Annotated in this window: 29 protein-coding genes and 5 tRNA genes; 12 read left to right on the top strand and 22 right to left on the bottom strand. The window is 57.9% G+C overall.

The window, feature by feature from the left end; all coding sequences use genetic code 11:
* Positions 1-62: 62 nt before the first annotated feature.
* The 11 genes from ABIE61_RS08755 to ABIE61_RS08705 all read right to left on the bottom strand — a co-directional run bounded on the left by ABIE61_RS08755 (position 63) and on the right by ABIE61_RS08705 (position 6,369).
* A tRNA-Gln gene (locus ABIE61_RS08755) sits at positions 63-137 on the bottom strand.
* Between the two features lie 11 nt (positions 138-148).
* Positions 149-222: transfer RNA gene (locus tag ABIE61_RS08750), tRNA-Met, on the bottom strand.
* Between the two features lie 5 nt (positions 223-227).
* Positions 228-302: transfer RNA gene (locus ABIE61_RS08745), tRNA-Gln, on the bottom strand.
* 15 nt (positions 303-317) lie between these two features.
* Positions 318-394 (bottom strand) — tRNA-Met (locus ABIE61_RS08740).
* A 72-nt stretch (positions 395-466) separates the two neighbouring features.
* Positions 467-1,558, bottom strand: a complete 1,092-nt coding sequence (gene ychF, locus ABIE61_RS08735) for a redox-regulated ATPase YchF (protein WP_354408607.1) — start codon at positions 1,556-1,558, stop codon at positions 467-469.
* Positions 1,559-1,578: 20 nt separating this feature from the next.
* On the bottom strand, positions 1,579-2,166 hold the full coding sequence (pth, locus tag ABIE61_RS08730; protein WP_354408605.1) for an aminoacyl-tRNA hydrolase: 588 nt from the start codon (positions 2,164-2,166) through the stop codon (positions 1,579-1,581).
* A 21-nt stretch (positions 2,167-2,187) separates the two neighbouring features.
* Entirely contained in the window at positions 2,188-2,778 is a 591-nt protein-coding gene (locus ABIE61_RS08725) for a 50S ribosomal protein L25/general stress protein Ctc (protein WP_354408603.1), read from the bottom strand.
* Positions 2,779-2,896: 118 nt separating this feature from the next.
* On the bottom strand, positions 2,897-3,838 hold the full coding sequence (locus ABIE61_RS08720; protein ID WP_354408600.1) for a ribose-phosphate pyrophosphokinase: 942 nt from the start codon (positions 3,836-3,838) through the stop codon (positions 2,897-2,899).
* Between the two features lie 63 nt (positions 3,839-3,901).
* Positions 3,902-3,976 (bottom strand) — tRNA-Gln (locus tag ABIE61_RS08715).
* Positions 3,977-4,081: 105 nt separating this feature from the next.
* Positions 4,082-4,657, bottom strand: coding sequence for a lipoprotein insertase outer membrane protein LolB (gene lolB / locus ABIE61_RS08710; RefSeq protein ID WP_354408597.1), 576 nt, complete (start codon positions 4,655-4,657; stop codon positions 4,082-4,084).
* Positions 4,654-6,369, bottom strand: a complete 1,716-nt coding sequence (locus ABIE61_RS08705) for a tetratricopeptide repeat protein (RefSeq protein ID WP_354408595.1) — start codon at positions 6,367-6,369, stop codon at positions 4,654-4,656. The genes lolB and ABIE61_RS08705 overlap by 4 nt, the downstream gene beginning before the upstream one ends.
* A 199-nt stretch (positions 6,370-6,568) precedes the next feature.
* On the opposite strand from ABIE61_RS08705, the gene hemA reads away from it, so the two are divergent.
* The 5 genes from hemA to ABIE61_RS08680 are packed head-to-tail and all read left to right on the top strand — an operon-like array spanning position 6,569 to position 10,985.
* Positions 6,569-7,843, top strand: a complete 1,275-nt coding sequence (hemA, locus tag ABIE61_RS08700) for a glutamyl-tRNA reductase (protein WP_091827258.1) — start codon at positions 6,569-6,571, stop codon at positions 7,841-7,843.
* 25 nt (positions 7,844-7,868) lie between these two features.
* Positions 7,869-8,954 (top strand): peptide chain release factor 1, encoded by a 1,086-nt coding sequence (prfA, locus tag ABIE61_RS08695; protein WP_354408594.1) that lies wholly within the window; start codon positions 7,869-7,871, stop codon positions 8,952-8,954.
* Entirely contained in the window at positions 8,947-9,819 is an 873-nt protein-coding gene (prmC, locus tag ABIE61_RS08690; protein ID WP_354408591.1) for a peptide chain release factor N(5)-glutamine methyltransferase, read from the top strand. Before prfA ends, prmC begins: the two co-directional genes overlap by 8 nt.
* Positions 9,809-10,573, top strand: a complete 765-nt coding sequence (gene moeB, locus ABIE61_RS08685) for a molybdopterin-synthase adenylyltransferase MoeB (protein WP_206836119.1) — start codon at positions 9,809-9,811, stop codon at positions 10,571-10,573. Before prmC ends, moeB begins: the two co-directional genes overlap by 11 nt.
* Positions 10,563-10,985: a CoA-binding protein gene (locus ABIE61_RS08680; protein WP_354408588.1), complete on the top strand. Its 423-nt coding sequence runs from the start codon at positions 10,563-10,565 to the stop codon at positions 10,983-10,985. Before moeB ends, ABIE61_RS08680 begins: the two co-directional genes overlap by 11 nt.
* A gap of 4 nt (positions 10,986-10,989) precedes the next feature.
* On the opposite strand, the gene ABIE61_RS08675 is transcribed toward ABIE61_RS08680, so the two are convergent.
* From ABIE61_RS08675 to ABIE61_RS08655, 5 genes are all read right to left on the bottom strand, one after another.
* Positions 10,990-11,613, bottom strand: coding sequence for an ankyrin repeat domain-containing protein (locus ABIE61_RS08675; RefSeq protein WP_354408586.1), 624 nt, complete (start codon positions 11,611-11,613; stop codon positions 10,990-10,992).
* 27 nt (positions 11,614-11,640) lie between these two features.
* Positions 11,641-12,603 (bottom strand): AEC family transporter, encoded by a 963-nt coding sequence (locus ABIE61_RS08670; RefSeq protein ID WP_242530018.1) that lies wholly within the window; start codon positions 12,601-12,603, stop codon positions 11,641-11,643.
* 47 nt (positions 12,604-12,650) lie between these two features.
* The gene (locus ABIE61_RS08665) at positions 12,651-13,157 is read right to left on the bottom strand and encodes a SixA phosphatase family protein (protein ID WP_354408583.1); all 507 of its coding nucleotides are present in this window, start codon (positions 13,155-13,157) and stop codon (positions 12,651-12,653) included.
* Positions 13,158-13,168: 11 nt separating this feature from the next.
* On the bottom strand, positions 13,169-14,056 hold the full coding sequence (locus tag ABIE61_RS08660; RefSeq protein WP_091827266.1) for a DMT family transporter: 888 nt from the start codon (positions 14,054-14,056) through the stop codon (positions 13,169-13,171).
* 75 nt (positions 14,057-14,131) lie between these two features.
* The gene (locus tag ABIE61_RS08655) at positions 14,132-14,263 is read right to left on the bottom strand and encodes a hypothetical protein (protein WP_354408580.1); all 132 of its coding nucleotides are present in this window, start codon (positions 14,261-14,263) and stop codon (positions 14,132-14,134) included.
* 171 nt (positions 14,264-14,434) lie between these two features.
* On the opposite strand from ABIE61_RS08655, the gene ABIE61_RS08650 reads away from it, so the two are divergent.
* Both ABIE61_RS08650 and ABIE61_RS08645 read left to right on the top strand, forming a co-directional pair.
* On the top strand, positions 14,435-15,364 hold the full coding sequence (locus ABIE61_RS08650; RefSeq protein ID WP_206836104.1) for a diacylglycerol/lipid kinase family protein: 930 nt from the start codon (positions 14,435-14,437) through the stop codon (positions 15,362-15,364).
* Positions 15,355-16,170: a metallophosphoesterase family protein gene (locus ABIE61_RS08645; RefSeq protein WP_354408577.1), complete on the top strand. Its 816-nt coding sequence runs from the start codon at positions 15,355-15,357 to the stop codon at positions 16,168-16,170. The genes ABIE61_RS08650 and ABIE61_RS08645 overlap by 10 nt, the downstream gene beginning before the upstream one ends.
* On the opposite strand, the gene ABIE61_RS08640 is transcribed toward ABIE61_RS08645, so the two are convergent.
* Genes ABIE61_RS08640 through ABIE61_RS08615 form a run of 6 tightly spaced genes read right to left on the bottom strand, consistent with a single transcriptional unit; the run spans position 16,134 to position 22,401 of the window.
* Positions 16,134-17,549: an MFS transporter gene (locus ABIE61_RS08640; protein WP_354408575.1), complete on the bottom strand. Its 1,416-nt coding sequence runs from the start codon at positions 17,547-17,549 to the stop codon at positions 16,134-16,136. The genes ABIE61_RS08645 and ABIE61_RS08640 overlap by 37 nt on opposite strands.
* 12 nt (positions 17,550-17,561) lie before the next feature.
* The gene (locus ABIE61_RS08635) at positions 17,562-18,263 is read right to left on the bottom strand and encodes an ABC transporter ATP-binding protein (protein ID WP_091827270.1); all 702 of its coding nucleotides are present in this window, start codon (positions 18,261-18,263) and stop codon (positions 17,562-17,564) included.
* Positions 18,263-19,027, bottom strand: coding sequence for a high-affinity branched-chain amino acid ABC transporter ATP-binding protein LivG (gene livG / locus ABIE61_RS08630; protein ID WP_206836087.1), 765 nt, complete (start codon positions 19,025-19,027; stop codon positions 18,263-18,265). Before livG ends, ABIE61_RS08635 begins: the two co-directional genes overlap by 1 nt.
* Entirely contained in the window at positions 19,024-20,280 is a 1,257-nt protein-coding gene (locus ABIE61_RS08625) for a high-affinity branched-chain amino acid ABC transporter permease LivM (protein WP_091827272.1), read from the bottom strand. The genes livG and ABIE61_RS08625 overlap by 4 nt, the downstream gene beginning before the upstream one ends.
* Positions 20,281-20,292: 12 nt before the next feature.
* A complete protein-coding gene (gene livH, locus ABIE61_RS08620; RefSeq protein WP_091827273.1) occupies positions 20,293-21,219 on the bottom strand; it encodes a high-affinity branched-chain amino acid ABC transporter permease LivH in 927 nt (308 codons plus the stop codon).
* A 57-nt stretch (positions 21,220-21,276) separates the two neighbouring features.
* Positions 21,277-22,401: a high-affinity branched-chain amino acid ABC transporter substrate-binding protein gene (locus ABIE61_RS08615; protein ID WP_091827274.1), complete on the bottom strand. Its 1,125-nt coding sequence runs from the start codon at positions 22,399-22,401 to the stop codon at positions 21,277-21,279.
* A gap of 219 nt (positions 22,402-22,620) precedes the next feature.
* On the opposite strand from ABIE61_RS08615, the gene ABIE61_RS08610 reads away from it, so the two are divergent.
* The 5 genes from ABIE61_RS08610 (at position 22,621) to ABIE61_RS08590 (ending at position 25,197) form a co-directional block, all read left to right on the top strand.
* Entirely contained in the window at positions 22,621-23,190 is a 570-nt protein-coding gene (locus tag ABIE61_RS08610) for a hypothetical protein (protein ID WP_206836084.1), read from the top strand.
* Positions 23,191-23,213: 23 nt separating this feature from the next.
* The gene (locus ABIE61_RS08605; protein ID WP_091827276.1) at positions 23,214-23,564 is read left to right on the top strand and encodes a putative quinol monooxygenase; all 351 of its coding nucleotides are present in this window, start codon (positions 23,214-23,216) and stop codon (positions 23,562-23,564) included.
* A gap of 143 nt (positions 23,565-23,707) precedes the next feature.
* Positions 23,708-24,127, top strand: coding sequence for a hypothetical protein (locus tag ABIE61_RS08600; protein ID WP_354408571.1), 420 nt, complete (start codon positions 23,708-23,710; stop codon positions 24,125-24,127).
* 46 nt (positions 24,128-24,173) lie between these two features.
* Positions 24,174-24,554 carry a hypothetical protein gene (locus tag ABIE61_RS08595; protein WP_354408568.1) on the top strand — a complete coding sequence of 127 codons (381 nt, stop codon included), beginning with the start codon at positions 24,174-24,176 and terminating at the stop codon, positions 24,552-24,554.
* A 52-nt stretch (positions 24,555-24,606) separates the two neighbouring features.
* Positions 24,607-25,197: a CBS domain-containing protein gene (locus ABIE61_RS08590; protein ID WP_091827279.1), complete on the top strand. Its 591-nt coding sequence runs from the start codon at positions 24,607-24,609 to the stop codon at positions 25,195-25,197.
* Positions 25,198-25,305: the final 108 nt, after the last annotated feature.

The raw sequence follows: 25,305 nt of genomic DNA, 5'->3' as shown, positions 1-25,305 counted from the left end.
ACGACAAATAAATGCCGTGTCAGGTATGCGAAAACTCAGGAAAGTGGAAACATTTAGCAGGATGGCAGGGGTAGGAGGATTCGAACCTCCGCATGCTGGAATCAGAATCCAGTGCCTTACCGCTTGGCGATACCCCTGTAAAGAATAGTGGCAATGGCGGGACTCGAACCTGCGACCCACGCATTATGAATGCGTTGCTCTAACCAACTGAGCTACATTGCCACAAATGGCAGGGGTAGGAGGATTCGAACCTCCGCATGACGGGATCAAAACCCGTTGCCTTACCGCTTGGCTATACCCCTGCAATCTCGAAAACATGGTGGCAATGGCGGGACTCGAACCTGCGACCCACGCATTATGAATGCGTTGCTCTAACCAACTGAGCTACATTGCCATAAGCTTTCAAGGCCGCGAATTATTCCCTGTTTTCGTAACGCTGTCAACGGCTTGAAAGCAAAAAAACGAATCAGACGTTGAAGCGGAAGTGAACCACATCACCGTCTTTGACGATGTACTCCTTGCCTTCCAGGCGCCAGCGGCCGGCGTCCTTGGCGCCCTGTTCACCCTTGTAGGCGATGAAGTCGTCGTAGCCGATCACTTCGGCGCGAATGAAGCCCTTTTCAAAGTCGGTGTGGATCACACCGGCCGCCTGAGGCGCGGTAGCACCGATTTTGACGGTCCATGCACGCACTTCCTTTACCCCGGCGGTAAAGTAGGTCTGCAGGCCCAGCAGGCTGTAGCCGGCGCGGATGACGCGGTCCAGGCCGGGCTCGTCCATGCCCATCTCCTGCAGGAATTCGAGTTTCTCCTCGTCTTCCAGCTCGGCGATTTCGGACTCCAGCTTGTTGCAGATCGCAACCACTTCGGCGCCTTCGGAGGCGGCCAGTTCCTTCACCTGATCCAGGTAGGGGTTGTTTTCAAAGCCATCCTCGGCCACGTTGGCGATGTACATGGTCGGCTTGGTGGTCAGCAGGTGGAAGCTGCGCGCCAGTTTGCGCTCGTCGTCACTCAGTTCCAGGCCACGCACCGGCAAACCTTCGGCCAGATGCGGGATCATCTTCTCCAGCAGCGCCTTGGCGGCGATCGCCTCCTTGTCGCCGCCCTTGGCGTTGCGCTGAACCCGCTGCAGCTGTTTCTCACAGGAGTCCAGATCGGCCAGGGCCAGCTCCATATTGATGGTTTCGATATCTTCCAGCGGGTGGATGCGGTTGGCTACGTGGATGACGTTGTCATCTTCAAAGCAACGCACCACATGGGCGATGGCATCGGTTTCGCGGATGTTGGCCAGGAACTTGTTGCCCAGACCTTCGCCCTTGGATGCGCCGGCAACAAGACCGGCAATATCCACAAACTCCATGGTGGTCGGGATAACACGCTCGGGCTTGACGATCTCGGCCAGTGCATTCAGGCGCGGGTCCGGCATGGGAACAACGCCGGCATTCGGCTCGATGGTGCAGAAAGGAAAGTTCTCGGCGTCGATGCCCGCTTTGGTCAGGGCATTGAAGAGCGTGGACTTGCCGACGTTGGGAAGTCCGACAATACCGCATTTGAAACCCATGATCAGATCCTGTGTTGTGGTTAGCCGTTGAAGCTGTGCAGCTGGTTCATGGCACGTGCCCAGTCGCCGCTGACGGCAAGGGGCAGCGCGCGCAGCGCTTCATCAATGGCAGCCTGTGTCTTGTCGCGCTCGGCAACCGATGCTTTGCTCAGTACAAAACCGGAAACCTGGGCAGCGCTGCCCGGGTGGCCGATGCCAAGGCGCAGGCGATAGAAATTACGGTCATTCCCCAGCTTGCTGATAATATCGCGCAGACCGTTGTGGCCGCCGTGGCCGCCGCCCTGTTTGAAGCGAGCGGTGCCGGGCTGGATATCCAGCTCATCGTGCACGACCAGTATGTCGCTGGCAGGAATTTTGTAGAAGTTGGCCAGTGCTGACAGTGCCTGTCCGCTGCGATTCATGAAGGTGGTCGGAATCAGCAGATGGGCCGGTTGGTGATTGATCAGCACCTTGCCATAGAGGCCGAAGAATTTTTTCTCCGGTTGCAAGGAGGTGTGCTGGTGGGCAGCAAGCTGCTCCACCAGCTCGGCACCGGCATTGTGACGGGTCTGGCTGTATTCTGCCCCGGGGTTGCCGAGGCCAACGATCAGTTGAATCCTGTCATTCATGCCTGTGCCTGAGGTCTGCGCTTACTTGCCGGCTTTGGCGCCACGCGGTGCGTAGCAGTAGCCCACGCTCTGGTCGTGGTCTTCACCGCGACGCAGGGCAACGATCTCGACGCCTTCCGGCAGGGTGATGTCGGACAGGTGAGCGGTCTGGCCCATTTCGATCTTGCTCAGTTCAACTTCCAGTACTTCCGGCAGGTCTTTCGGCAGGCAGGAAATTTCAACGGTTGCAGCTTCCTGAGCGAACTTGGCAGCAGCCTTGGCAGCAGCGGACTTTTCGAAGTTCACGAATGCCAGCGGAACCTGCAGCTTGATCTTCTGGTTGTCATCGATGCGCTGGAAGTCAGCGTGCAGAACAACCGGCTTGGACGGGTGGCGCTGCAGATCCTTGATGATAACCGGCTGGTCCTGGCCATCCAGATTCAGAGTCAGGATGGAGGAGTAGAAGCCGTCTTCCAGCAGCATGCGGTAGAGGTCCTTGCCGATCACGGAGATCGCCTTCGGCTCGGAAGAGCCGTAGATGATGCCCGGTACCAGACCTTCACGACGCAGGCGGCGGCTCGCACCTTTCCCCTGATCGTCACGGGCAACAGCGTTTACAGTAAAATTAGCCATGTTTTATATACCTTATATATTAAAGCTGCATACCCCCGCGACCAGAAGCATGCAGCATGTGGGTGGCCCGGTTGGGCCTTCGATTGACCGGCAGTGCCGGTGTCAGTACCCGTTCCGGTTAGCGGAACATGGCACTGATGGATTCTTCGTTGCAGACGCGGCGTACCGCTTCCGCCAACAGCGGCGACAGTGACAGCTGACGGATCTTGTCACACTTCTGCGCCTGCTCGGACAGCGGGATGGTGTCTGAAACAACCAGTTCATCCAGCTGAGAGCCGATAACGTTGTTGATTGCCGGGCCGGACAGTACCGGGTGGGTCACGTAGGACACCACACGGGCTGCGCCCTTGTCTTTCAGTGCCTTGGCTGCCTTGCACAGGGTGCCGGCGGTATCGCACATATCATCGACCAGAATGCAGGTACGACCGGATACATCACCGATGATGTTCATTACCTGAGATTCGTTGGCACGCTCGCGACGCTTGTCGATGATCGCCAGGTCGCAGTCCAGCTGCTTGGCTACGGCGCGGGCACGTACTACACCGCCCACGTCAGGTGATACCACGATGATGTCTTCATACTGCTGATCAACAATGTCATCCAGCAGAACCGGGGAGCCGTAAACGTTGTCCACCGGGATGTCGAAGAAGCCCTGAATCTGGTCGGCGTGCAGGTCGACCGTCAGTACGCGGTCGATGCCCACGTTGGCGATCATGCTGGCTACGACCTTGGCGCTGATCGGCACACGCGCAGAGCGCGGACGACGATCCTGGCGGGCATAGCCGAAATAGGGGATAACAGCCGTGATGCGGGTGGCCGAGGCGCGACGCATGGCGTCAGCGAACACAATCAGTTCCATCAGGTTGTCATTGGTGGGCGCGCAGGTTGACTGGATGATGAATACATCCTTGCCACGAACATTTTCCTGGATCTCGACGCTTACTTCGCCGTCACTGAAGCGGCCAACCTGTGCCTTGCCCATGGGAATGTCCAGGCGTTCGACAACTTTTTGTGCCAGCTCCGGGTTTGCATTGCCGGTGAAGACCATCATTTTAGACACGGCGATTACCTTCTCGATTGCGTCGGAGTTAGATGTAGTAGAGAGGAAGTCTGTCATGGTGTTTGGCAGGGGTAGGAGGATTCGAACCTCCGCATGCTGGAATCAGAATCCAGTGCCTTACCGCTTGGCGATACCCCTGTCGTCTCCTGTGGTGTGGACCACGCTCCAAGAAGGCGCATATTCTCAACAAAGAGCCTGTCGAAATCAACCCCTGTGGCAAATTTGTTGCCAAATTCGATCGGCTCAAGGCTGCAGGTCGGTCGTCCAGTGGTTAACAACCAGTGTAATGCGCATATCCGGGCGGGTCAGACGTATCTTCTCCGGCAGCACCAGTGTGCCGGCGCGAGTGTAACGGTCATATTCAACCTTCCAGCCAGCCTGGCTGAAACCCTGCTCGTCCTTCAACGCCTGCCAGTGCAGGCTAGGGTCGGGTACGCCTCGTACCCAGTAGCGTGCATGGGACAGGGGCAGGTGCCAGCCCAGCAGTTGCTGCATCAGGGCTTCGGGCGTTGTTGCCCGGTAGATTTCGTCAGACCCTGACTGCTGCAGACTGACACTGTTGTCTCGGCCCTCGATGCGCAGCCCCCCCTGACCAAGCGGGCCGGTCAGGGCTATCTGATAGGCAGCCGGCTGCTGCTTCCAGCTCAGATTGGCACTGTTGACTTCGCCGTCATGGCGAATGCCGATGCGCCCCTCCAGTGACCAGCTTTCAAGCTGCAGTACCGGACGTGAATCTGTGGGCATTGCCGGCTCACGGGTTTGCAACTGACTGCAACCACCCAGAAACAATACCAGCAGCAGTGGTAAAAGGGGCCTCATGGCGTGACTCCGATCATATCGGCGGCTTCCAGCAGGTGTGAGTCATTTGGCTGTTGTTCCAGTGCCTGCAGCAGCAGTTCGGTTGCTCGCTGTTGTTGGTCCAGCGCCCATAGTACCTGCACCAGATGAGCCGTTACTTCTGGTTCGGGGTAGCGCGAATGGGCCTGCTGCAAAAAGTGGAGCGCTTCCTCATTGCGCCCCAGCCTGTGCAGAACCCAGCCCATGGAGTCCAGTATGGCGGCATCTTCCGGTTGCTGTGCAAGTGCGCGGCTGATCAGGGCGTGCGCCTCTTCCAGTTCGTCTGTGTAGAGGGTCAGCGTGTAGCCGAGGGCATTCTGCAGCATCGGGTTGTCCGGAGACAGGACCAGTGCACGGCGAAGGTCGCTGATCATTTGTTGTGACTGTTCGGAGTCGGTCAGCATGGAACGGGTGTACAGCAGGTTAACGCTGTCGGGAGACTGCTCCAGCGACTGGTTCAGAATGGCCAGTGCCTCGGGGCGCAGGCCGACCCGGTCGAGCCACTCGACTTGCAGGATGATCAGATCTTCTCGCTGATCCGGATGACTTTCTCGACCTGTTGCGATCAGTGCGGTGACTCTGGCCTGATCATCGGCGCTTTCAAACAGGCTCAGGGCGCGGGCGTAGGCCTGAATCAGGTTGGGGCCCTGATCGACTTGAAGGAAATGTTCCAAAGCCAGCTCTCGCTGCTCCTGCTGCTGAGCAATGACCCCAAGATAGAAATGTGGTGCCGAGTTGTCAGGCTGTTGGTCCAGCAGCTGTTGCAGCAGTCGACGGCTTTGTTCGGGCCGGTTGTTCTCAAGCAACAAAAGAGCGAAATAATAGCGTAGCTGTTGATTGTCCTCCTGCTGTTGCAGCAGTTGCTGGATCGCTTCCCAGGCCATTTCAGTTTGGCCAGACAGCAGCAGCAACTGGGCGCGTGAGGCGGCCAGACGTGTATGTTCTGGTTCCTGGCGCAGGGCGCGCTGGACCAGTTTGAGCCCCTGGGCCGGCTGCCCTTGTTGGCGATAGATCTCGGCACGCTGCAGTACCAGTTCAGCCTGGTCGGGCTCCACGCGCAGACCGGCGTCCAGTAGCTCGGCAGCTGCTGTGGTTCTATCCAGCTGGCGCAGAAGCAGTACCCGAGTCAGCAGATAGTCGAGCTGCTCTGGCTGCTGTCGGTTGAGTCTAGTCAGCAAGTCATAGTAGTGCTCGGCAACTTCGGCCGGCATTTCTTCGCTCTGAGCTGCGATCAGGGTCAGTGCCTCGTCACCACCCTGCTCCAATACCTGTTCGAGCAGGGGAAGGGCTAACTCAAATTGGCGCTCATGCAGCAGGATGTTGGCCCGGATGTGCAGTGGCTCAATGTTGCCAGGCTCGATTTCACTCCACAGCCGGCTGGTCTCCATGACGGCATCCGTGCGGCGCAGAAACTGGGCAATACGCGTGGCGCGCTCGGCTACCGCAGGGTCTCGGGTCAGCCGCGTCTGGTTCAGGTAGTGCTCAAGAGCAAGGTCAAAGCGGCCCTGCTTGCCGGCCAGCTCGGCACTTAACAGCTGGTACAGGCTGTCGGCGTTGAGCTCGCCCTTGATATAGGTGATGGTTGGCGCCAGCTCAAGAGTATCCGCATTGGCGGAAGAGGGCGTCCTGTCCATTTGGCTGCAGCCGGTGATCAGCAGGCTGGTGATCAGGCTGATCAGCAGAGGTTTGTTCATAAACTGATGCACGTTTCCGATCCTGGTGGGTTGGAAATCTCACTATAGAGCAATTGAGTCGGGGCTGTCATGCCATCTGCAGCTGTCCGACGGCGGGTTGTCCTGCTCTGTACGCAGAACTGCCACGGGTGGGTTAATCCGGACGCGGCAAAGGTGTATGATTACGCGCTTGTCTGTAATGGGGTGATACGAACCTTCTATGGCTCTGCTGGCGTTAGGTATCAATCACAAAACGGCACCGGTCGAAGTACGCGAGCGGGTGGCGTTCGCACCGGAAAAACTGGCTCAGGCGCTGCATGAGGCGCGGCTGCATGCCCGGCTTTCCGAAGTGGCGATTCTGTCCACCTGTAACCGGACCGAACTCTACTGCTCTACTACCGAGCTGGAGGGTAGCCGTGCTCTGCTGGAATGGCTGGGGCGTTATCACGACCTTGACGTAGAGGAGCTGCAGCGCTGTTCTTACGCCTATTGGGACGATGCAGCGGTACGCCATATGATGCGCGTGGCCTGCGGGCTGGACTCGCTGGTGCTGGGCGAACCGCAGATACTGGGACAGCTCAAGTCTGCGTTCTCGGTGTCTCAGGCGGAAGGGCTGGTCAGCGTTGAATTGGGGCGGCTGTTCCGCAGCACATTTTCGGTGGCCAAAAATGTGCGTACTCAGACCGCCATCGGCCAAAACCCGGTTTCGGTGGCCTATGCGGCCGTTAGCCTGGCGCAACACATTTTTGCCGATCTGGGCAAAAGCCGGGCGCTGCTGATCGGTGCCGGCGAGACCATCGAATTGGTTGCACGCCATCTCAAGCGTGCCGGCGTGCAGCAGATCACGGTGGCAAACCGCACACTTGCACGCGCGCTGGCCGTTGCCGAGGAGTTCAACGGGCGTGCCATCGAGCTGGGACAGATCCCCGACGAGCTGCCCCAGACCGATATTCTGATCGCCTCCACTGCCAGCCAGTTGCCGATTTTGGGCAAGGGGGCAGTGGAAGCGGCGCTGAAAAAGCGCAAGCACCGGCCGATCTTTATGGTGGATATTGCGGTGCCGCGTGACATCGAGCCTCAGGTGGGTGAGCTGGACGATGTCTACCTCTATACCGTTGATGACCTCAAGGAAGTGATTGAGGAAAACCAGCGTGAGCGTCAGAGTGCGGCCCGTGATGCCGAAGGTATCATTGAAGCCGGCACGCTGGAGTACATGCGTCGGCTGCGTGAGCTGGATGCGGTTGATACCCTCACCCTGCTGCGACAGAGTGCCCATGAAACGGCAGCACAGGAGCTGGAGAAAGCCATGCGCATGTTGGCCAATGGCAAACCGGCTGAAGACGTGCTGCAGCGTTTCGCCCACGGACTGACTAATAAACTGCTGCATCAACCGACCGTTCAGCTGCGCCAGGCGTCCGCCGAAGGGCGTGAAGAGCTGCTGCAACTGGTACAGGAACTGTATCAGCTTACACCCCCCGACCACAGCGGTTCATGAGACAGCAACAGGAGTCTGCGTCACGATGAAAGCCTCCATACAATACCGGCTTGAGTCCCTTTGCGAGCGTTTTGAGGAGCTGGCTGCGCTGCTCAGCGATGCTGAAGTGATCGCCGATCAGGCCCGTTTCCGAGACTACTCCCGCGAATATTCCGAGCTGGAGCCGGTGGCCCAGAGTTTTTCACGCTGGCAGCAGGCGGTAGAGGACCAGTCCTCCGCCGAACAGATGCTGCAGGAAGACGATGCTGAGATGCGTGAGATGGCGCGCGAAGAGATCGAGTCGGCCCGCGAGCGTATCGAACAGCTGGAAGCCGAGCTGCAGATTCTGCTGCTGCCGAAGGATCCCGATGATCACCGCAACGTCTTCCTGGAAGTTCGTGCTGGTACCGGCGGTGATGAAGCCGCAATTTTTTCCGGCGATCTGTTTCGCATGTACTCCCGTTACGCCGAGCGTCAGGGATGGCGGGTCGAGGTAATCAGTGCCAACGAGGGTGAGCACGGCGGTTACAAGGAGATCATCAGCCGAGTGGTCGGTCAGGATGTCTATGCTCAGCTGAAGTTTGAGTCTGGTGCCCACCGCGTGCAGCGTGTCCCCGAGACCGAATCGCAGGGGCGCATCCACACCTCGGCCTGTACCGTTGCGATCATGCCGGAGCTGGACGAATCCGCCGAGATCGAGATAAACAAGGCCGATTTGCGTGTGGATACGTTCCGTGCCTCGGGTGCTGGTGGCCAGCATATCAACAAAACCGACTCCGCAATCCGCATTACCCATCTGCCCACCGGGCTTGTGGTGGAGTGTCAGGAGGAGCGCTCACAGCACAAGAACCGCGCCAAGGCGATGGGGCTGCTGGCATCACGCCTGAAGCAGGCGGAACTGGACAAGCAACAGGCGGCACAGGCCAGCACCCGAAAAAGTCTGGTCGGCTCGGGGGATCGCTCCGAACGTATCCGTACCTACAATTTTCCGCAGGGACGTCTCACCGACCACCGTATCAATCTGACGATCTACCGCCTGAATGAAGTGATGGCTGGAGACCTGGATCAGGTAATCCAGCCGCTGCGCAACGAGTATCAGGCCGAGCAGTTGGGTGCCTTGTCCGGTGAATAAATGCCTGACAGTTGCGGCTGCGCTGGCACGTGCGGCCGATCTTGAAGCGGTCAGCGACAGTGCAAGCCTGGATGTCGAATTACTGCTGTGCGATGTGCTGCAACAACCGCGCAGCTGGCTGTTTACCTGGCCGGAAAAATGCCTCACTTCTGATCAGCAGCAGGCCTTTCTGGCACTGCTTGAGCGGCGCAGGGCCGGTGAGCCGGTGGCGCATCTGCTGGGCTACCGTGACTTCTGGACCCTGCGTCTGCGGGTCAGTCCGGCCACCCTTATTCCACGCCCGGATACCGAAGTGCTGGTAGAACAGGCGCTGCTGCGGCTGGATGCCGGCCCTGCCCGGGTTGCAGACCTGGGTACGGGAACCGGTGCACTGGCACTGGCGCTGGCCAGTGAGCGACCCGAATGGCAGCTGGTGGCCACCGACCTGCAGCCGGATGCCGTTAAGCTGGCCCAGATCAATGCGGCCGAATATGAACTGGCTAATGTTGAGGTTCGTCAGGGCAGCTGGTGCGAACCGCTGGACGGCAGGTTTGACATGATCGTCAGCAATCCACCCTATATCGATCCGGATGATCCGCATCTGCAACAGGGTGACGTACGCTTTGAACCTTTGAGCGCCCTGACTGCCGAACGCAAGGGAATGGCTGATATCGAACAGATCGCGGCGGCAGCCCGTCAGTACCTGAGCCCGCAAGGGTGGCTGCTGCTGGAACATGGCTACGATCAGGCGCAGGCAGTGCGCCGGTTGCTGCAGCAGCTGGGATATGCACAGGTGTTCAGTGTCCGCGACTACGGTGGCAATGATCGTGTCAGTGGTGGCTGCTGGCCCGGTGATACAGTCCTGCGAGGTGACAATGCTCAGTGATGATCAGCTGCTGCGTTACAGTCGCAGTATCATGCTGCCGGAGGTGGATATTGCCGGTCAGGATGCCTGGCAGGCCGCGCGCATTCTGATCGTGGGTCTCGGAGGGCTGGGTGGCCCGGCGGCTGCCTATCTGGCCGCGGCGGGTGTGGGTGAACTGGTGCTGGTGGATGATGATCGAGTAGATTTGACCAACCTGCAGCGTCAGATTATTCATGCCGAAGCGGCCTGCGGTGAAGCCAAGGTCAGCTCGGCCGAGGCCAGCCTGAAAGCGATCAATCCGTCTGTCCGGATTACGGCAGTGGATCAGCGGTTGCAGGGTGAAGCGCTGGAGCGTCAGGTGCGTGAAGTGGATCTGGTACTGGATTGCAGCGATAACTTTGCCACCCGTTTTGCGCTCAACAGTGCCTGCTTTGCCGCCGGCGTGCCGCTGGTGTCCGGTGCTGCAATCCGCTTTGATGGCCAGATCAGTGCCTATGATCCGCGTGATGCCGAGTCGCCCTGCTATCGCTGCCTGTATGAAGAGGGTGATGAAGCGTCACTTACCTGCAGCGAGTCCGGCGTGTTCCCTCCGCTGGTGGGCGTGATCGGCAGCATGCAGGCGATGGAAGCGCTCAAACTGCTGGCCGGTATTGGTGAGCCTCTGACCGGCAGGTTGCTGCTGTTGGATGGAAAACGTATGCAATGGCGCAGCCTCAGGCTGCGTCCTGACCCTGAATGTCCAGTCTGTAAAAGGAAAACGCGTGATGCAGGATAACAAGATTAAAACACTGCTCGAACGCAGCCATCGTATTGCGCTGGTGGGTGCCAGTGCCAAATCCCACCGTGCCAGTTACCAAGTGATGTCCTATCTACTGGCCAGTGGCTATGAGGTGATTCCGGTCAACCCGGCGCTGGCTGGACAGGAGCTGATGGGGCAGAAGGTTGTGTCGAAGCTTGCCGAGATTGAGGGCAAGGTGGATCTGGTCGACATTTTCCGCAACTCAGTGGATGCCGGATACGTTGTGGATGAGGCGATCGAGATTGGTGCCCCAGCGGTCTGGATGCAGCTGGGCGTGATCAATGAAGATGCGGCTGAACGTGCCGAAACAGCGGGGCTTGAAGTGATCATGGACCGCTGCCCTGCAATCGAGATTCCCCGTTTGGGGGTGGTAGCCCCCGCCGCCTGAGGCCTTAGCGGCCCAGCATCATGTTCCGAATCTTGATGTCATCCAGAGTCCGGCGCAGCTGAGAGAGCAGCGTCGGGTCTTCCATGCTTTCCAGCCATTGAGGCTCGCACTTGGCACCGGACTGCAGCAGAAACTGCAGCAATGGCAGGTTGCCTGTGGGTAACAGCCGAAGCAACAATGTGGTGCCGGTATCGTCAGGCTGGTTGATGTCAGCACCGTGTTCCAGCAGCCGGCTCAGGTGCAGCATCAGCTCAGCATCTCGACAATGCTCGATACAGTGATGCAGCAGGGGACGACCGGTATGGATAAGGTTGCTGTCGGCTCCGGCTCTGAGCAGTGCCGACAGCAGGTGAAGACTCGTTTCAGTCTGCCGCAGTGCCAATACGGTCAATGGTGTGCCGCAGGATGCCTTTGGCAGTGGTGCGGGAGTACGCTGAAGCAGCAGCTGCAGAATGCGCGGCTGGCGTGACCGTATGGCCAGTTCCAGCAGCGGTCGGCCATCGTTATCAACCTGCTGCAGCGCGTCTGCCGAGAGCTTGCCCAGCAGTCTGACAGTGCGCTCTTCATCGCCCTTCACTATGGCGGCGGCGAGCTTGTCATAGTGAGATGTAAACAGTGATTTCAGCATATCCACTTTTACCCCTTTGTGTCCGCCTCAGATCACGCCCAGCAGGCGCAGCAGATAGATTCCTCCGCTGAGTGTCAGCACCGACCCCAGTGTGGTTGTCAGTACGATATTGGCGGCCAGCTGAGCATTGCCGCCCATCGCGCGGGCCATGACAAAACTGGCGGCAGCGGTGGGGCAGCCAAACAGCACCATCATGATTGCCAGCTCTTGCCCCTCAAAGCCGTACAGCCAGGCTCCCAGTGTCAGCACCAGCGGCAGAATAACCAGTTTCAGTGCGGTTGCCCAGAATGCCTGCGATGAGGTGTCGTGCAGACTTTTCAGGTTGAGTGAAGCGCCAATGGTGAGCAGGGCCAGAGGCAGGGTCAGGTTGGCAAAGTAGTTGCCGGTTCGGGCCACAACCTCGGGCAGCTGCAATCCAAACCAGGATACCGGAAGGGCCAGCAGCACAGCCAGAATCAACGGGTTTTTCAGAATCTCCAGCAGGGTATCGCTCAGGCGCATCGCTTCGCTGCGTTGCATGGGAATGCTCAGGCAAATGATGGAGAGCACATTGAACAGTGGGATTACCAGCGCCAGCAGCAGCGAAGCCTGAGCCAGTCCATCCTGACCAAACAGGTTGAAGCTGACGGCAAGGCCGATGATGCCGTAGTTGCTGCGAAAGGAGCCCTGAATGAATACGCCCAGATCTTCGGGCGCCTTGATCCAACGTGCAGCCAGCCACCAGATCAGGCCAAAAGAGAGCAGAATGGTGACCAGTACATAGCCCAGCTGTTGTGGATTGAATACGGCATGGAAGTCCATGCGTGCAATCGACATAAATACCAGTGCGGGCAGGGTAATCACGAATACCAGTTTGGAGCCGGTAGCAACGAAAGCATCATCAATCAGTTGCAGGCGACGCAGGAGGTAGCCCAGAAACAGGATGAAGAAGATCGGTGCAACAATATTGGCGGTATAACCCAGTGTTTCGAGGTAGAGGTTCAAAACCACTCTCCATCTGAATGTATCAAGGGGGCTGATTTTAGCGGATCAGGGCATTATTTTCTGGCGGAACGGTGCAGCTTTGGATAGTCGAGCCAGAGCTTACGGGCACACCCGCACTGCAGTGCGGACCAGTGGCTGATCATCAACTGCAGCTGAATGATGGCCCCGGTCGGCAGGCGCTCGGGTGCCTCGGGGCAGAGTTGTTGTACCAGCTCCAGCAGCCCCGGATTGTGCCCCACCAGCATGGTGTGGTTGACGGGGTCCGGCAGCCTTTGCAGCACGTCCAGCAGGGTGAATGCATCGGCTTCATATAGGGTCGGACTGCACAGGATTTCGTCATCGTTCAGGTTGAAGGCGTCCTTCAATGGCTCTGCCGTCAGGCGCGTCCGCAAGGCTGGACTGTAGTGCAGCTGATCGGGCCTGGGGCCCTGCCGCTGCATGCGCTGCACCAGCCCCGGCAGGTCGCGCTGTCCCCGGTGGTTCAGTGGGCGCTCGAAATCGGCCAGGGCAGGGTCGGCCCAGCTGGATTTTGCATGACGAATCAGCGTCAGGATTTTCATCAAGAGTCTCCTCAGGCAGGCCGGCGCAATGGTAATCGGTGGCCCCAAAAGAACAGAGCCAGCCCGGCAACCACGAGCAGACAACCTTGCCACAGGCTTGCGGTCAGGGGCTCGTCATTCAGCAGGTGTCCAAGCAGCAGGGCGAAGATTGGGGTTATCAGCGTGACCAGCGCCACCGTGCTGGGCGGCAAATGGCGCAAGACATGGAAGTAGCTGACAAAGCCGACCAGTGAGCCGAAAACTGCCAGATACAGGATAGCCCAGAACGAACGACTGTCCGGATCTATCACCAGCGGTTCACCGCCGAGCAGCCACCAGGTCAGGCCAAAACCGGGCAGCGACCAGAGCAGGGCGCCTACGGTATGCGCCAGGGGGTGAGTCTGGGTGCCGGTGCGCTTGACCAGCACTGCGCTCAGACTGAACAGCAGTACGGCCAGAAACAACAGCAGAAGGCCCGGCAGGCTGTCCCCTCCCAGTGCCAACTCATTGGTAAAGATCACACCCAGCCCGGCAAAGGCGAGTGCACAAGCGATCCAGCGATACGCCCGCAAAGCAGGCTCCTTAAGTATCCACTGTCCGAGAATGGCTGACAGAATCGGTGCCAGGCCGAACATGATCGAAATCAGCCCGGAAGGCACGTAGCGTGACGCGATATAGGTGCAGCACATGGCTCCGAATACGCCAAGAGAGGCGCAGGCATAAGTAGTCTGTGCCTCGCGGTGCAGCGGCAGTGGAATTCGCAACAGCCGTAGCAAACCCAGTCCGAGCAAAGAGGCGATCAACATTCTGACCCAGCCGGCCATGACCGGGTCAACGCTTTCACTGCTCCAGGCAATGGTCAGTGGTGTCGTGGACCAGATCAGGACCACGGCTAGATAGGCAATGGGGACCGATGACATAACCGCTCCGTGTCATTAGACCGCGGTTTCAGCGACAGAGGCCGCAGAAACAGCTGCGGCCTTGGTTCAATGGGATCAGGAAAGATCAGGGCTCGGCAGCACAGCACGGTATCGCACCTTTGGCGAGATACCAAAGGCTTCGACGCGTCGCATGATGGTGGGTGCGCAACAGACAGGCTGCATGAGAGGGTCCTCGCTGATAGCCATTTATCATCCACCATTGTATGTAAGTGGTCAAGCCGGCAGGGCTAAACCGTCGCGGCTAAACCTTCGCGGAGACTGGTCGTAACGACAGGCATTCAGTTAAGCTGGTGCCAACAGCGCCTGACATCCAGAGCTTCAGGGTGCAGGGCGGTCCTTGAGTACCAGGAGTTGTTGATGAGTGGAGATGCCAGGCGTCAGTTTCGGATCTGTATCAATACCCGGGCGGGTGACCAGGCTGACGCTGATCTGGAGCAGCTGATTCGGCGCCGGATTCCCGAAAACTGCCTTCAGTCCCTGCAACGGCTGAGGCCCAAGACGGCGCTGCTGCCGCAACTGCAACAGCAGGTCCGGGGTTGTATTGAAACGGGGGCCATATTGGTTGTTGCCGGTGGCGATGGAACACTCAATGCAGCAGTCTCTGCATTGGCAGGCAGTGATGTGACGCTCGGTGTGATTCCCTGCGGGACATTCAATTTCTTTGCGCGTGACCGAAACATCCCGGTCGATACCGAGGCCGCACTCGATGTTCTGCTGCATGGGCGGGAGCAGCATTGTCCGCTGTCCTTTATCAATGACATCCCTTTCTGCGTCAGTGCCAGCATCGGCGTCTACCCTCGAATCATTGCGGCGCGAGAGCAGGTCAGTGCGGTGACCGGCCGCAATCGTCTGGTCTCATTGCTGAGTGGAATCTGGGTGTTCCTGACGCGCGCACGGGGGCGAAGGCTCAGCCTTGAGCATGACGGAAAGCAACATGTCGAAACCGCGCCCATGTTACTGGCCAGTGTCAGCCCGACTCAGCTTGAGAGCTTTGACCTGCCGGAGGTAGAGGCTCTGAAATATGGCAAGATGCTCGTGTTTGTCATGCGCTCGGACAGTCCGCTGGCCCTGTGCCGATACCTGTGGGCAAGTCTTAGAGGTGAGCTTAAGCGACTGGAAGAACTCGACTGTTTCCTGACCGAATGCCTGCGGGTCTCGACCCGAAGGCGCAGACTGACCGTCGCGGTGGATGGTGAGCTGCACCGCTGTCGTTCTCCGCTGGTATTGGAAACCCGACATGATGCCTACCGGTGTCTGGTGCCCACAGGAGGCAGGCGATGCGGCTGATTCAACTGTCGGATCTGCATTTTGGTACTGAGCGGCCTGAGGTAATCGAGGCACTGACCGCCACTATATGCAACCTGCAGCCTGATCTTGTGCTGCTCAGTGGCGATATCACGCAGCGGGCGCGGCGGGGGCAGTTTCGACGATGCGAGTCTTTTCTGGCGCAGTTGCCGGCTGCGCCTGTATTGGCGGTCCCGGGCAATCATGATATTCCACTGTTTAATCTCTGGCAGCGATTCTGGGCCCCTTATGCCCACTTTCGATCAAGCTTTGGTCCCAATCTGGCGCCTGAGTATACAGATGCAGATCTGCTGGTCATTGGGGTCAATACGACTCGACCTGACCGACACGTGGACGGTTGCTTCCAGCCGGAAATGGTTGCGCATGTGGAACAACGGCTGAGGCGCAGCTCGGCATCACTTAAAATCGTGATGGGGCATCATCCCGTTGACCGGGTACTGGAAGGTGATGAACGCAATGTCGCTGAGGGCGCGGAAGCAGCGGTACGGCAGTGGAGTGACGCCGGGATGGTGCTGTATCTGGGCGGCCATATCCACTATCCCTTTTGTGCTCCCCTTGAACGGCGTTACCCCGGGGTTCACTCAGAGTGCTGGACCGCTCAGGCCGGGACTGCAATTTCGCGGCGGGTCCGTGACGGCAAGCCAAACTCGTTCAACCTGATTGAGTGGCAATCTCTGCGCCGACAGTTGCAACTGGAACGTTGGGATTACAGTTCATCCAGCAGTAACGGGTTCGGCTGCGCCGAAGCCTTTCAGTTGCCGTTGCGGGGTGAGTCCTCATCGGTCTGAGGGTGAGGCCTCTCTGCTTCTGTGGAATCTGTGCTTTCACTTTCCGCCACAGGTGGCTCAGGCTTGGCCATGAGTTCGCCTTCGTCACCGCTTTCGACTTCAGGCGATGTCGGTTCCTCCCGGAACAGCTCTTCGATCGGTGTGTCCACGAACTCTTCATTACGCGGGTCGATCTCGGGAATGACATGTACATCCGGGATGGCTGGAATGAAGTGTTCCTGTGCATCTACCGGCATGGGCGGTACACGATACTGCCGATAAAGGGTAAACACTGCCATGCTGACCAGGGCAACGGCGAGCGTATGGAACAGGGCCTCGGGGCCAAACCGTTCCATCAGCGCTGAGCTGAGCAGCGGTCCCAGTACACTGCCAAGGCCATAACTGAGCAACAGGCCTGAGCTGGCGGCAATAATCTGGGAGCTGTCCATCATATCATTGGTGATCGCCACGGCGATTGAGTACACCGTAGAGGCCAGCCCCATCAGCACGCAGAGTGCGATCAGGCGCCAAGTGAAGGGGTCATTGACGGTGAGCGCGTTGGCGGCGCTGGCGAGGCCTGCCAGCACGCAGATCACCAGCAGCACATAGCTGCGCTGCACCCGGTCACAGATCCAGCCAATGGGCCAGGCACAGAGCATGGCCGCGAGAATGGAGGCAAACATGTAGATTGATATCTGGTTGTTTTCAAGGCCTGTCAGGCTGGCGAACAGCGGTACCAGTGAGTAGAAGGAACCGAGGAAAATGCCTCCAGTAAAAGCGGCAACAACACCCAGTGGTGCCAGCCGAAGCAGTTGTAACAGCGACATTTTCTGAGTGGCTTCACTGATCTCGGGGGAATGCATGCGGGACAGTGACAACGGGATGATGCCGGCAATGATAAACAGTGCCGACAGGGTAAAAAGGGCATAGTTGATCGGGTTGCCGTTGCCGATCAGCAGTTGGCCGCCAGCGGCAGCCGAGTAGGCCGCAATCTGGTACATGGAGAAGATTTTGGAGCGGTTGGCGTTGGTGGCCACCGCACTGAACCAGCTTTCTATGGTGATAAACAGCGCCGCGATGGTGAGCCCGCCGATACCGCGCAGAATGCCCCAATACCAGACATTGTAGGTCAGCGGATAGATCAGCGCCGCCATTGCAGCCAGGGCGGCAAATACGGCAAAGGCGCGGATATGGCCCACGCGGCGTACAATTCTGTCCGCATACAGTGAACCCACCACAAACCCGGCTGAATAGCACACCATCACCATACCGATGGTGGAAGCATCAATACCGAGCAGACTAAAGCGCAACCCTAGCAGGGTAATCAGGAAGGAATTGCCGACAATCAGCAATGTGAGGCTGGCGAAGAGAGCCAGCAGCGAGATCATCAGTAAGCGCATCAGTCCTGTCCGTTAACCGCCGAGATAAGCCTTGCGAACGCTGTCGTCGTTGAGCAGGGCGTTACCGGTTCCGTTCATCACAATGCGCCCATTCTCCAGTACATAGCCCCGGTCTGCAATCTTGAGCGCCTGATGAGCGTTCTGCTCCACCAGAAAAATGGTGACGCCCTCATCCCGGAGTTTTTCGATGATGCCGAAAATCTGCTGAATAATCAGCGGCGCCAGACCCAGTGAAGGCTCATCAAGCAGCAACAGGCGGGGCTTGCTCATCAATGCACGGCCAATGGCCAGCATCTGCTGCTCCCCCCCGGACATGGTGCCACCGCGCTGATTGAAACGCTCCTTCAAACGAGGGAACAGCTCCAGAACATGGTCGAGCTGAGCCTGAGCTTCGCCACGGGATCGAAAGAAACTGCCCATAAACAGGTTCTCTTCCACGGTCATGCCCGGAAAAATGCGACGTCCTTCCGGTACCACGGCCAGCCCCTTGCGCATGATGTCGGAAGTCTTGAGCTGCTCTATGGGTTTACCGTCAAACGTGATCTGGCCGCTCTGGGCACGGGGGTCACCACAGATGGTCATCATCAGGGTTGTTTTGCCGGCACCGTTGGCGCCGATCAGAGTCAGGATTTCACCACGGTTCACTTCCAGCGTGACATCGTGCAGTGCCTGGATCTTGCCGTAGTAGGTACAGACCTTGTCCAGTTTCAGCATCAGCTCTCTCCCAGATAGGCCTTAATTACATCCGGATTTTCACGCACTTCAAGTGGAGTGCCGTCGGCCAGAGGTGCGCCCTGATTGATCACCGTAATATGGTCGGAGATCCCCATGACAAGTCCCATGTCATGCTCGATCAATAGAACCGAAATGTCGTGCTCGTCTCGCAGACGCAGGATCAGCTGGTCCAGTTCAGAGGTCTCCTTCGGGTTGAGACCTGCGGCCGGCTCGTCCAGCATCAACAGGCTTGGACGTGTCACCATGCAGCGGGCGATCTCCAGTCGACGCTGTTGCCCGTAGGAGAGATAGCCCGCTTCGCGGTTGGCGAATGCCAGCAGCCCCACCTGTTCCAGCCAGAACACGGCCTGCGCCATCGCTTCGGTGTGCCGCTTGCGGTAACGCGGCGTGTTGAGCAGACCTGCAAAATAGTTGGTGTTGAGGTGACGATGCTGGGCGACCAGCAGATTTTCAATCACGGTCATGCTGTTGAACAGACGCACATGCTGAAAGGTGCGAACCAGGCCAAGCCGCGAGATGCGATGGCCTGTAAGCCGTTCAATCGGCTGATCGCGAAACAGGATCTGGCCGCCGCTGGGGCGGTAGAAACCACTGATGCAGTTGAACACAGTGGTTTTGCCGGCCCCGTTGGGGCCGATGATTGAGTGTACCTGACGAGGCTTGACGGTAAGGCTGACGTTATCTACCGCCAGCAGGCCGCCAAAACGCATCATCAGGCCCGAGACTTCCAGCAGATTGGTCATGAGGTTTTAAGCTCCAGCTGGGGGCGTTTCATCGGCAACAGGCCCTGCGGGCGCCACAGCATCATCAGGACCATCACGCCACCAAACATCAACATGCGGTATTCCTGAAATTCACGCGCCAGCTCCGGCAAAATGGTCATGGCAATGGCGGCCAGAATGACGCCCAGCTGTGAGCCCATTCCACCCAGCACCACAATGGCCAGAATGATGGCTGATTCGATGAACGTGAATGACTCGGGGCTGATAAAGCCCTGCCGAGCGGCAAAGAAGCAGCCCGCAAAGCCGGCAAAGGAGGCGCCCATGGTGAAGGCCGACAGCTTGATCACGGTCGGATTCAAGCCCAGCGAACGACAGGCTATTTCGTCTTCGCGCAGCGCTTCCCAGGCGCGCCCGATCGGCATGCGCTGCACCCGATTGATCACATAGATGGTGAACAACACCAGCAGCAGTGCAACCAGGTACAGAAAAACCACTCGGTGGCTGCTGTCATAATCGATGCCGAAAAATTCATGGAACGTCTGGCTGCCTTCGGCGGCTCGGCGACTGAACTCCAGCCCGAACAGGGTAGGTTTTTCGATGCCGCTGATGCCATTGGGGCCACCGGTGACATCGGTCCAGTTGTTCAGCAAAATACGGATGATTTCACCGAATCCCAGCGTCACAATGGCAAGATAATCCCCGCGCAGACGCAGTACCGGAAAGCCCAGAATACACCCGAACGTGGCGGCCATCAGCCCGGCAATGGGCAAACAGGCCCAGAAGGAAAGGCCGTAATATTCCGACAGCAATGCGTAGGTATAGGCGCCCACGGCATAGAAGGCCACATACCCCAGATCCAGCAGCCCGGCGAAGCCCACCACAATATTGAGGCCAAGCCCCAGCATGACATAGATCAGCGCCAGGGTGGCCAGGTCCACCGAACCGCGAGACACCATGAAAGGCCAGATGAACAGGCCTAGAACTACCAGTGCAATCAGCCAGGGGGTGAGCCGACTGCGCAGTTGTTCTCGTGGCAGCAGCGCACTGATGTGCGGGGTCGGCAGGCGCTGTTTCAAGGCACTCAGGGGTTGATGAAACAGCTGCACCAGAAAGACGGCCACAACCGCAAACGCGATCCAGCCCCAGGTGGCGGCATCGGCATTGACTACGGTAAGTTCAGGGCCGTCCTGCTCCAGCTTGACACCGATCACCAGACAGGTCAGCAGGAAGGTGACCAGCGCGGAAAACAGTGCCGGGAAAAGTGCTCTCTGCATATTGGCTCCCTCCTATACCTTCTCCACTTCCGGCTTGCCGAGCAGGCCGGTGGGGCGGAACAGAAGAATGAGTACTAGCAGGCTGAAGGCCACCACATCCTTGTACTCGGACGGGAAAAAGGCAGCCGTGAGGGCCTCGGTGACGCCCAGAATAAGGCCGCCGAGCATGGCACCCGGAATGGAACCGATACCCCCCAGTACCGCAGCGGTAAAGGCCTTGAGGCCTGCCATGAAGCCGATGTAGGGGTTGATGGTGCCGTAATAGAGTCCCAGCAGTACGCCAGCTACAGCCGCCAGTGCCGCCCCGATGACAAAGGTAAGCGCGATGATGCGGTTGGTATCGATTCCGAGCAAATTGGTCATCTTCAAATCCTGAGCGCAGGCGCGGCAGGCACGTCCCAGGCGTGAGCGCGAAATGAACAGTGCCAGTGCCGTCATCGAGACCAGCGTCACACTCCAGATGATCATCTGCATCCATGAAATGCTCACCTCAAACAGGGCCGGATCACCGAAGCTGATACCGCCCGAAATCAGCGAGGGCATCGCCAGATCGCGTGAACCCTGGGCCAGTCGGATATAGTTTTGCAGGAAAATCGACATGCCAATCGCCGTGATCAGAGGTATCAGACGCGGACCGCCACGCAGGGGCCGATAGGCCACCCGCTCGATTGCATAACCATAGGTGGATGAAATAATCACCGCCGTGATCAGTGCCAGCAAAAGGATGATCGGTAATGAACCCACCCCCATGGTGACCAATCCGATGATGGTGATGAAAGCGGTATAGGTACCGATCATGTAGACCTCGCCGTGGGCGAAGTTGATCATGCCGATAATGCCGTACACCATGGTGTAACCGATGGCGATCAGGGCGTAGGTTGAGCCGATGGTCAGTCCGTTGATCAGCTGCTGCAGGACATAGAGGGCGGTTTCACTCATCTGCATTCTCCAGGCTGCGAGCCCCGTCAGGTAGACGGGGCTCAGACGGGACGGAGTTTATTCGCTGAGAGCGGTCTTGCTGCCATCGGCGTGGAGGCGGTACACCATGAAGGTGGATTCGGTCAGGTCCCCCCTTGCGTCGAAACCAATCTCGCCGATGGTGGTATCAAAGCGGTTGGCTCGAAGATATTCTGCCAGCGCATAGGGGTCGGTTTCGCCAGTGGCCTTGATGGCGTCGGTCATAACCTGTATTGCGGCATAAGCCGGGAACACGAACGGACCTGAAGGGTCTTCATTTCGTGCCTTGAAGGCTTCGGTCAACGCGGCATTTTCCGGGTTCTGGTCAAAGCTTTTCGGGGCGGTGGCCAGTACGCCTTCCATCGCCTCGCCTGCAATGGCAGCCAAGTCCGAATTCACTACCCCCTCAGGACCCATGAACGGTACATCAAAGCCCTTTTCACGGGACTGTCGCAGAATCAGCCCCAACTCCGGGTGGTAACCGCCGTAGTAAACGAAATCAATATTGTTGCGCTTGAGCTTGGCGATCAGCGCCGAGAAGTCTTTGTCTCCAGGGGTAACACCTTCAAACATCTCGGCTTCGATGCCATCGGCAGCCAGCAGATCCTTAACGGTTGTGGCAAGGCCTTCACCGTACTGCTGTTTGTCGTGAATAACGGCCAGCCGCTCCGGTTTGACGTGATCACGGATATGCGCCGCCGCCAGGCTGCCCTGAAGACTGTCCAGGCCGATGGTGCGGAAAATCAGCTCATATCCCTTTTCGGTAATGGTGGGAGAAGTGGATGCGGCGGTGATCATCAATACGCCCTCTTCCTCGTAAATATCCGAGGCCGGTTCGGTTGAACTGGAGCAGAGGTGGCCGATTACGTGCCGAATATCATCATTGACGATGCGGTTGGCGACGGCCACAGCCTGTTTGGGGTCGCAGGCATCATCGTAAATAATGCCTTCAAGCGTCTGACCGTTGATGCCACCGGCCTCATTGATCTGGCGGATCGCCATCATCGCGCCGATCTTTTGCATGTCACCATACTGGGCAACGGGGCCGGTAACAGGGCCTGCAATACCGATTTTCAGAGATTCAGCCTGTACGCTGGAGACTGCGGCCAGCAGTGAACCTGCCGCCAGCAGGGTTTTTCCGAAAGATCCGAACGTCTGCTTCATGTTATTCCCCTATGGGCTTCTAGTCAGGGCGGCCGTCCCGGCTGAGGTGCCGCCTGTTATATTTGTTGGTGACTATCGGTTTGATTATTACACAGTTTTTTTATATCTGCGTAACCTCGATAGGTGGCACCTGCAGGATCTGCTACACTCGCGCCATCATACGGGGCCGCGATTGAAACCAGCAAAACCCTTGCCACTTTTAACACCCGGGAGGTGCCTATGCGCGCGTATTTCTCATCTTGTTTTCTGTTCATGTTCCTGCTTGCACTCCCGTTGGGAGTGCAAGCGGACAGTTTGGGTGAAGCGGCGATAGAGGCTTATATCGATAGCCTGGGGCCGGTGCGGCAGCTGGGTGAAAAGCTGCAGGCCGAAGGCAAGCAAAGCTTCCTCGAACGTGAAATCACGCCGCGCAACGGTGAGCTGTTTGACCCCCACACCCGGGGGGTAAAAGTGTTGCAGCGAGAATCAACTGATGACTACAGCGAGCTGGGTCGGATTGTGCGCCAATATGGCTTTACCAGTGCGGAGAGTTGGGCGCTGACCGGTGACCGTGTTGTGCTCGCTTACGGTGCGATCAAGGCCGAGGCGGAAAGCCCTGAAATCCTGCAGCTGGCACAGCAGATGCAGGGAATGGATCCGCAAATGCTGCAGCTAGTGCCACCGGAGATGCGTCAGCAGATGGAGCAGGCGGTGAGTATTGCGCGCACACTGGCGCAGGTACCGGCGGCAGACAAGCAGAGTGTTAGGCCCTACACAGCTCAACTGGACCGTATTTTTTCCCAACCCTGAACACCAAAGTAAGGAGAGGCGGCATGTCCTCACTGGTTTATTGCACTGCCCAGTTCAAGCCTCGGCCCGGCAAGGAAGCCGAGCTGTTTCGCGCATTACAGATGCTGGAACCCAACGCCCACCGTGAAGATGCCTGTGTGCAGTACACGGTGACGCGTCAGATCAGCAGCCCATTTGCCGAAGGCACCAGTTTTCCGATTGTGTTCCACGAAATCTGGAGCGATATGGAAAGCTTTGAAGCGCACTGCCAGCGCAGGGAAATCGTCGAATTCTTCGAACGTTACTGCAAGGCCGAAGATGGTCTGGCCGAAGACTGGAATGTTTGTATATACACCGACGAGCCGGAAAACTTCGACGCGCCCCAGTTCGGATAGGTCTTTGCACCATTCAGGTGCAACTTTCCGGCCGGCGGACCCGTTTCAGCCGCTGAAAAGCGGCGAGTGGGACTGGTCCGTTTCTTGCTTGAGTCCTTCTGTATCCGAGTAAAGTTAGCGGTCATGGATAAATGGAGGCGACCATGGGCACACTTGCGGCTGATTTCGGTGGACTGACAGCGCAACTCTTTGAACTTGTTCAACTGCGGGCAACAGGCACCCTGTTTGTGGTCAGTGCAGATAACCATGCGGCTCAGGTTGTGCTGTCCAAGGGGCAACTGCTGGGTGTTGCATATAATGGGCTGCACAATGAAAACGCGGTGGCTCAGCTGGCCAGTCTGGCACCACTGCGCTTTTCCTTTACACCCGAGCTGATTTATCCACTGATGGAAACCCTGTTGCCTGACCAGGCGGAGCAGTTGCTGGAACGCCTGGGGTATCGCGACACGCCGGCTGTTGCACATCCGCTCGTTGAAGAGGACGAGCCGACCGACTCTGTGGCAGCGCCGGATGGGTCCAGAACCCCACTGATGGTGTACCGCGGGCGTGTTATTCAGGGGTAACCCTATTGACACTCAAGCTGACAGGCCTATCCTGAATTTGACACCTTTGTCTGTTGAGGTTGATCCGTTGCGATCAAAATTTGCCTGTTGGTTTCATGTTGCCGAGATGCCTTCGGCAAGAACGATCGGAAAGCCGACTGTTCTGTTTTTTTTGGCAGTATTGCTGTTTTACGGTTTTGAGGGCGGTGCAGTCCCCAAACCGGGAGACGAAAGCCTTGCCGTCATCAGTACCGACTTGCTGCTGGATAACACCCAGACTGACACCGATTTGTTTCTGCCGCAGCCATTACACACCTCCTGTGACAGCCTGCCTGCTCCTTGTCTCGACGAAATAGCTGATCAAAGGGAATCAACCTTTGAGGCTTCTTACCGGTCACGCGCACCGCCGTTCGCCTGCTTTTGTGGCAGCCATAACACTATCGGCTAGAGGCCGATCTGGATTACCGAACGGAGCGCTGGTACAGCGCGAGGAAAAGAACATGAAGAACTACCATGAGTTGAAAACCATCGGCCTTGAGGACTACACCCGCCTTGCTGAAGGTGCAGATCACGCCATCACCAACCTGGATTCACCGGCACAACTGGTGATGACCGATTTTCGTCAAACACCACCACTGACCATGAATCTGACCGAAAGCATCAGTGATGCCACCCAGGCGATGCGCAAGGTGCATGTGCGTTCGGTCATCGTCACCGACAGCAGCAAGGCTTTCCGCGGCATTCTGACCGTGATCGATCTGGAAAGTCGCAAGGTGCTCAGCCAAGCTACCAGCCTGGGCCTCAAGCGTGAGGACCTGAGTATCAAGGACGTGATGGTCAGTCGTGACAAGCTGCGCGGAGTGCCATTGTCAGCCCTGCAACAGGGTACCATCGGCGATCTGCTCAAGACGCTGCGTCATGAAGGTAGCATGCACATGCTGGTGGTTGACCCGGAGTCACAGGAGATCTGCGGCATTATTTCTGCCAGTGAAATTGCCCGTCGTTTGCAGGTGCCGGTCGAAATCAATCTTCAGGCGTCCAGTTTCCGGGATCTTGTGGATGTGCTTTTCGGTCGTGGAGAGTCTGTTTGATCCCTTTGTTCACGGGCCCTAAGTTCACGGGGCGTTGAATGAGCGTAGCTGAGGTTGGCACAGGTCAATCTCGGCTACTACAGGATCTGCCATACTGAACGCTTAATC

The sequence above is a fragment of the Marinobacterium sp. MBR-111 genome (assembly GCF_040547585.1).
Lineage (GTDB): Bacteria > Pseudomonadota > Gammaproteobacteria > Pseudomonadales > Balneatricaceae > Marinobacterium > Marinobacterium iners.
The sequence above is the reverse complement of the archived record's forward strand: the minus strand, read 5'-3'. Positions and strand labels throughout refer to the sequence as shown.

Excerpts from the sequence above, each read along its gene's own strand:
- ABIE61_RS08655 (WP_354408580.1), bottom strand. The coding sequence starts at position 14,263 with ATGGCTATCAGCGAGGACCCTCTCATGCAGCCTGTCTGTTGCGCACCC.
- livG (WP_206836087.1), bottom strand. The coding sequence starts at position 19,027 with ATGACCAATCTGCTGGAAGTCTCGGGCCTGATGATGCGTTTTGGCGGC.
- ABIE61_RS08645 (WP_354408577.1), top strand. The coding sequence starts at position 15,355 with ATGCGGCTGATTCAACTGTCGGATCTGCATTTTGGTACTGAGCGGCCT.
- ABIE61_RS08665 (WP_354408583.1), bottom strand. The coding sequence starts at position 13,157 with ATGAAAATCCTGACGCTGATTCGTCATGCAAAATCCAGCTGGGCCGAC.
- ABIE61_RS08615 (WP_091827274.1), bottom strand. The coding sequence starts at position 22,401 with ATGAAGCAGACGTTCGGATCTTTCGGAAAAACCCTGCTGGCGGCAGGT.
- hemA (WP_091827258.1), top strand. The coding sequence starts at position 6,569 with ATGGCTCTGCTGGCGTTAGGTATCAATCACAAAACGGCACCGGTCGAA.
- pth (WP_354408605.1), bottom strand. The coding sequence starts at position 2,166 with ATGAATGACAGGATTCAACTGATCGTTGGCCTCGGCAACCCCGGGGCA.
- ABIE61_RS08660 (WP_091827266.1), bottom strand. The coding sequence starts at position 14,056 with ATGTCATCGGTCCCCATTGCCTATCTAGCCGTGGTCCTGATCTGGTCC.
- ABIE61_RS08725 (WP_354408603.1), bottom strand. The coding sequence starts at position 2,778 with ATGGCTAATTTTACTGTAAACGCTGTTGCCCGTGACGATCAGGGGAAA.
- ABIE61_RS08635 (WP_091827270.1), bottom strand. The coding sequence starts at position 18,263 with ATGCTGAAACTGGACAAGGTCTGTACCTACTACGGCAAGATCCAGGCA.
- moeB (WP_206836119.1), top strand. The coding sequence starts at position 9,809 with ATGCTCAGTGATGATCAGCTGCTGCGTTACAGTCGCAGTATCATGCTG.
- ABIE61_RS08625 (WP_091827272.1), bottom strand. The coding sequence starts at position 20,280 with ATGCAGAGAGCACTTTTCCCGGCACTGTTTTCCGCGCTGGTCACCTTC.
- ABIE61_RS08675 (WP_354408586.1), bottom strand. The coding sequence starts at position 11,613 with ATGCTGAAATCACTGTTTACATCTCACTATGACAAGCTCGCCGCCGCC.
- ABIE61_RS08640 (WP_354408575.1), bottom strand. The coding sequence starts at position 17,549 with ATGCGCTTACTGATGATCTCGCTGCTGGCTCTCTTCGCCAGCCTCACA.
- ABIE61_RS08680 (WP_354408588.1), top strand. The coding sequence starts at position 10,563 with ATGCAGGATAACAAGATTAAAACACTGCTCGAACGCAGCCATCGTATT.
- livH (WP_091827273.1), bottom strand. The coding sequence starts at position 21,219 with ATGAGTGAAACCGCCCTCTATGTCCTGCAGCAGCTGATCAACGGACTG.
- prfA (WP_354408594.1), top strand. The coding sequence starts at position 7,869 with ATGAAAGCCTCCATACAATACCGGCTTGAGTCCCTTTGCGAGCGTTTT.
- ABIE61_RS08610 (WP_206836084.1), top strand. The coding sequence starts at position 22,621 with ATGCGCGCGTATTTCTCATCTTGTTTTCTGTTCATGTTCCTGCTTGCA.
- ychF (WP_354408607.1), bottom strand. The coding sequence starts at position 1,558 with ATGGGTTTCAAATGCGGTATTGTCGGACTTCCCAACGTCGGCAAGTCC.
- ABIE61_RS08590 (WP_091827279.1), top strand. The coding sequence starts at position 24,607 with ATGAAGAACTACCATGAGTTGAAAACCATCGGCCTTGAGGACTACACC.
- ABIE61_RS08605 (WP_091827276.1), top strand. The coding sequence starts at position 23,214 with ATGTCCTCACTGGTTTATTGCACTGCCCAGTTCAAGCCTCGGCCCGGC.
- lolB (WP_354408597.1), bottom strand. The coding sequence starts at position 4,657 with ATGAGGCCCCTTTTACCACTGCTGCTGGTATTGTTTCTGGGTGGTTGC.
- ABIE61_RS08650 (WP_206836104.1), top strand. The coding sequence starts at position 14,435 with ATGAGTGGAGATGCCAGGCGTCAGTTTCGGATCTGTATCAATACCCGG.
- ABIE61_RS08705 (WP_354408595.1), bottom strand. The coding sequence starts at position 6,369 with ATGAACAAACCTCTGCTGATCAGCCTGATCACCAGCCTGCTGATCACC.
- ABIE61_RS08600 (WP_354408571.1), top strand. The coding sequence starts at position 23,708 with ATGGGCACACTTGCGGCTGATTTCGGTGGACTGACAGCGCAACTCTTT.